The organism is Roseateles sp. P5_B10 (assembly GCF_056400485.1).
In genome coordinates this window covers 1-3,615 of sequence record NZ_JBFULE010000551.1, presented here as the reverse complement: position 1 = coordinate 3,615, position 3,615 = coordinate 1, and the positions used below count along the sequence as shown (strand labels likewise).

Genomic DNA, 3,615 nt, shown 5'->3' with positions numbered 1-3,615 from the left:
CTACTCGGTGACGCTGGCTGTCATGAGCATCGCCCAGGTGCTGCGCGACTTTGGCGTCGCCAGCTACCTGATCCAGGAGAAGGACCTCACCGACGATCACATCCGCACGGCCCTGGGGGTCACGCTGATCATCGGCATCGGTCTGGGCTTCATCGTCTTTGCCGTGGCGCCCTGGGTGGCCGACTTCTACCGCGAGCCGCGCATGCGCGACCTGCTGTGGCTGGCCTCCATGAACTTTCTGCTGCTGCCGTTCTCGACGATCTCGCTGGCGCTGCTGCGCCGCCGCCTCGCCTTCAAGGCCCTGGCCGTCGCGAACCTGGTTGCGACGCTGGCCGGTGCCATCACCAGCGTCAGCCTGTCCTGGGCCGGCTGGGGCCCCATCGGCCTCGTGGCCGGCACGCTGGTCGTCAGTGCGACCACGGGCTTCGCCGCCTGGTGGGCCCAGGGCGAGCGGCGGTTGCTGCGGCCGGGGCTGTCGCAATGGCGCAGCCTGTTCAAGTTCGGCGCCCAGAGCTCGGTCGTGGGCGTCGTCACGTCGGTGTCCATGGACATCAACGACCTGGCCGTGGGCAAGCTGATGGGCTTCACGCCCGTCGCGCTGCTGAGCCGCGCCCAGGGCCTGATGAACCTCTTCCATCGCGACCTGATGGGCGCCGTGCGCAACGTGGCCTATCCCGCTTTTGCAAAGGCCGTGCGCGAGCAGCAGGCCATGGAGCCGCTCTACATCGCCAGCGTCACCTATGTCTGCGTGGTGGCCTGGCCCTTCTACGGCTTCGTCGCCCTCTACGGGCTGGAGACCTTGCGGCTGCTGTTCGGCCCGCAGTGGGACGCGGCGGCGCCGCTGGTGCCCATCTTCTGCCTGGCCGGCGCGCTGGCCGCGGCGATCAGCCTGATCGGCAACCTGATGGTGGCCATGGGCCGCATGGACCTGCTGACCCGCATGGAGGTGGTCTTCCAGCCGGCGCGCGCGGCGCTCATCGTCGCGGCGGCGGCGTATTGGCGCGAGCCCTGGGCCTGCGCCGCCGGGCTGGCGCTGGCCATGCTGCTGCAGCTGCCGCTGGTCTATGTCGTGAAGGGCAAGTTCCTGCCCAACGACTGGCGCGTGCTGCGTGGCCAGCTCGTGCGCAGCATGGCCGTGGCGCTGATCGCGCTGGCGCCGCCCGCGCTGCTGCTGGTGCTTCACCCGCGCGAGCCTGGCCAGACCATGCCTATCCTCTGGTTCGTGCTGGCCATCCTCAGCTGCTGCGTTTCGTGGCTGCTGGCGCTGGGCTGGTGCCGCCACCCGCTGGCCGCCGATCCGGCCTTTGCAAGACTGACGCGGTTCTGGCGGCGAGCTGCCGACAATGCCGCCTAGACCGACAAGACAGACCGAACCCTCACAGGTGAACCCTATGCAACAGTCCCGCCCTCCCGTCATCGGCCGCCTGGTCCGTTTCGCGCTGATCGGCTGCGGCCGCATCGCCCAGAACCATATGGAGGCGATCAAGAAGCACGCCGAGCGCGCCGAGCTCGTGGCGGTGTGCGACACCGACCCCGCGGCCTTGGCGGCCGCCGTCGCCAAGACGGGGGGCCGCGGCTTTGCGTCGTTGACCGAGCTGCTGGCCGCCAAGGCCGAACTAGGCATCGACTGCGTCGTGCTGACCACGCCCAGCGGCCTGCATCCCCGCCAGGCCATCGAGGTGGCCCGCGCCGGCATCGACGTGATGACGGAGAAGCCCATGGCCACGCGCTGGCAGGACGGCCTGGCCATGGTCAAGGCCTGCGACGACGCCGGCGTGCGCCTCTTCGTCGTCAAACAGAACCGCCGCAACCCCACGCTGCAACTGCTCAAGCGCGCGATGAGCGAGGGCCGCTTCGGGCGGCTCTACAACGTCGCCGTCAACGTCTTCTGGACCCGCCCCCAGGCCTATTACGACAGCGCCGAGTGGCGCGGCACGTGGGAGTTCGACGGCGGCGCGTTCATGAACCAGGCCAGCCATTACATCGACCTGCTCGACTGGGTCTGCGGCCCCGTGGAGAGTGTCATGGCCTACACCGGCACGCTGGCCCGCAACATCGAGGTCGAGGACAGCGGCGCGGCTGCGCTGAAGTGGCGCAGTGGCGCCATGGGCACCGTTAACGTCAGCATGCTGACCTATCCCAAGAACCTCGAAGGCTCCATCACCCTGCTGGGCGAGAAGGGCTCGGTGCGCGTCGGCGGCCTGGCGGTCAACGAGATCCAGCATTGGGAATTCGATGCCCCCCATGAGATGGACGCGCTGATCAAGGACGCGAGCTACCAGACCACCTCGGTCTACGGCTTCGGCCACCCGCTCTACTACGACAACGTCATCCAGACGCTGCGCGGCGAGGCCCACCCCGAGACCGACGGTCGCGAAGGCCTGAAGTCGCTGGAGCTGCTGATCGCGCTGTACATGAGCTCCCGCGACGGCAAGCGCATCAACCTGCCGCTGGCCTACTGAAATGGCCACCACCATCCACCCAAGCGCCATCGTCGACGAAGGCGCCCAGCTGGGCGCCGATTGCCGCGTCTGGCACTTCGTGCACATCAGCGCCGGCGCCCGCATCGGCAGCAAGTGCTCCTTCGGCCAGAACGTCTATGTCGGCAACGACGTGGCCATCGGCGACAACGTCAAGATCCAGAACAACGTCTCCGTCTACGACGCCGTGACGCTGGAGGACGACGTCTTCTGCGGCCCCAGCATGGTGTTCACCAACGTCTACAACCCGCGCTCGGCCGTCACGCRCAAGGACGAATACCGCCGCACCCTCGTGAAGCAGGGTGCGACGCTGGGCGCCAACAGCACGATCGTCTGCGGCACCACCATCGGTCGCTTCGCCTTCATCGGCGCCGGCGCCGTCATCAACCGTGACGTGCCCGATTTCGCGTTGATGGTGGGCGTGCCCGCCAAGCAGATCGGCTGGATGAGCCGCTTCGGCGAGCGCCTGGAATTGCCCGTCGCGAGCGAACAGCCCGTCGACGCCACCTGCCCCCACACCGGCGACCGCTACCGTCTGAGCGGCAACCGCCTGGAGATCATCTGATGGACTTCATCGACCTCAAGAGCCAGTACGCGGCCCTGCGCGACAACATCAACGCCCGCATCCAGAAGGTGCTGGACCACGGCCAGTACATCCTGGGCCCCGAGGTCAAGGAGATGGAGCAGGCCCTCGTCACCTACACCGGCGCCAAGCACTGCATTAGCGTCGCCAGYGGCACCGAGGCGCTGCTGATCTGCCTGATGGCCCTGGACCTGCAGCCCGGCGATGAAGTCATCACCAGCCCCTTCACCTTCGCGGCCACGGCCGAGATGATCGTGCTGGCGGGCGGCGTGCCCGTCTTTGTCGACATCGAGCCTGGCACTGCCAATATCGACGCCAAGCTCATTGAAGCCGCCATCACCGCCAAGACCAAGGCCATCATGCCGGTCAGCCTGTACGGCCAGGTGGCCGACATGGACGAGATCAACGCCATTGCCGGCAAGCATGGCCTGGCCGTCATCGAGGACGCCGCGCAGAGTTTCGGCGCRTCGTACAACGGCAAGAAGAGCTGCAACACCTCCACCTTCGGCTGCACCAGCTTCTTCCCGAGCAAGCCGCTGGGCTGCTATGGCG

At 67.5% G+C, this 3,615-nt stretch carries 4 protein-coding genes; all 4 read left to right on the top strand.

Annotation, left to right across the window (positions count from 1 at the left end; translation table 11 throughout):
* Positions 1–1,354: oligosaccharide flippase family protein (locus AC1DU6_RS23665; RefSeq protein WP_477860031.1), on the top strand; the 1,354-nt coding region annotated here is incomplete at its 5' end.
* Between the two features lie 37 nt (positions 1,355–1,391).
* A complete protein-coding gene (locus AC1DU6_RS23660; protein ID WP_056195838.1) occupies positions 1,392–2,462 on the top strand; it encodes a Gfo/Idh/MocA family protein in 1,071 nt (356 codons plus the stop codon).
* 1 nt (position 2,463) lies between these two features.
* On the top strand, positions 2,464–3,045 hold the full coding sequence (locus AC1DU6_RS23655) for an acyltransferase (RefSeq protein ID WP_477860029.1): 582 nt from the start codon (positions 2,464–2,466) through the stop codon (positions 3,043–3,045).
* Positions 3,045–3,615: DegT/DnrJ/EryC1/StrS family aminotransferase (locus AC1DU6_RS23650; protein WP_477860027.1), on the top strand; the 571-nt coding region annotated here is incomplete at its 3' end. The genes AC1DU6_RS23655 and AC1DU6_RS23650, both read left to right, overlap by 1 nt.

What these genes read in the sequence shown, in the direction of transcription:
- AC1DU6_RS23660 (WP_056195838.1), top strand. Translation starts at nt 1,392, where the DNA reads ATGCAACAGTCCCGCCCTCCCGTCATCGGCCGCCTGGTCCGTTTCGCG.